Genomic DNA, 761 nt, shown 5'->3' on the forward strand with positions numbered 1-761 from the left:
TGCCAACTTACTGATTTAGTGTATGATGGTGTTTTTGAGGTGCTCCAGTGGCTTCTGTTTCTATCAGCTGTCCCTCCTGTTCAGCTACTGACGGGGTGGTGCGTAACGGCAAAAGCACCGCCGGACATCAGCGCTATCTCTGCTCTCACTGCCGTAAAACATGGCAACTGCAGTTCACTTACACCGCTTCTCAACCCGGTACGCACCAGAAAATCATTGATATGGCCATGAATGGTGTTGGATGCCGGGCAACCGCCCGCATTATGGGCGTTGGCCTCAACACGATTTTACGTCACTTAAAAAACTCAGGCCGCAGTCGGTAACCTCGCGCATACAGCCGGGCAGTGACGTCATCGTCTGCGCGGAAATGGACGAACAGTGGGGCTATGTCGGGGCTAAATCGCGCCAGCGCTGGCTGTTTTACGCGTATGACAGGCTCCGGAAGACGGTTGTTGCGCCGTATTCGGTGAACGCACTATGGCGACGCTGGGGCGTCTTATGAGCCTGCTGTCACCCTTTGACGTGGTGATATGGATGACGGATGGCTGGCCGCTGTATGAATCCCGCCTGAAGGGAAAGCTGCACGTAATCAGCAAGCGATATACGCAGCGAATTGAGCAGCATAACCTGAATCTGAGGCAGCACCTGGCACGGCTGGGACGGAAGTCGCTGTCGCTCTCAAAATCGGTGGAGCTGCATGACAAAGTCATCGGGCATTATCTGAACATAAAACACTATCAATAAGTTGGAGTCATTACCCT

The 761-nt window shown here is 53.4% G+C and carries 1 pseudogene; it reads left to right on the plus strand.

Features of this window, described 5'->3' with window-relative positions:
* The first annotated feature begins 47 nt into the window (after positions 1-47).
* Positions 48-744: pseudogene (locus tag BHE81_RS25515) on the plus strand (IS1 family transposase).
* The last annotated feature ends 17 nt before the right edge of the window (positions 745-761 follow it).

Source organism: Klebsiella sp. AqSCr, from assembly GCF_008452795.1.
In the GTDB taxonomy this organism is placed as follows: domain Bacteria; phylum Pseudomonadota; class Gammaproteobacteria; order Enterobacterales; family Enterobacteriaceae; genus Klebsiella; species Klebsiella pneumoniae.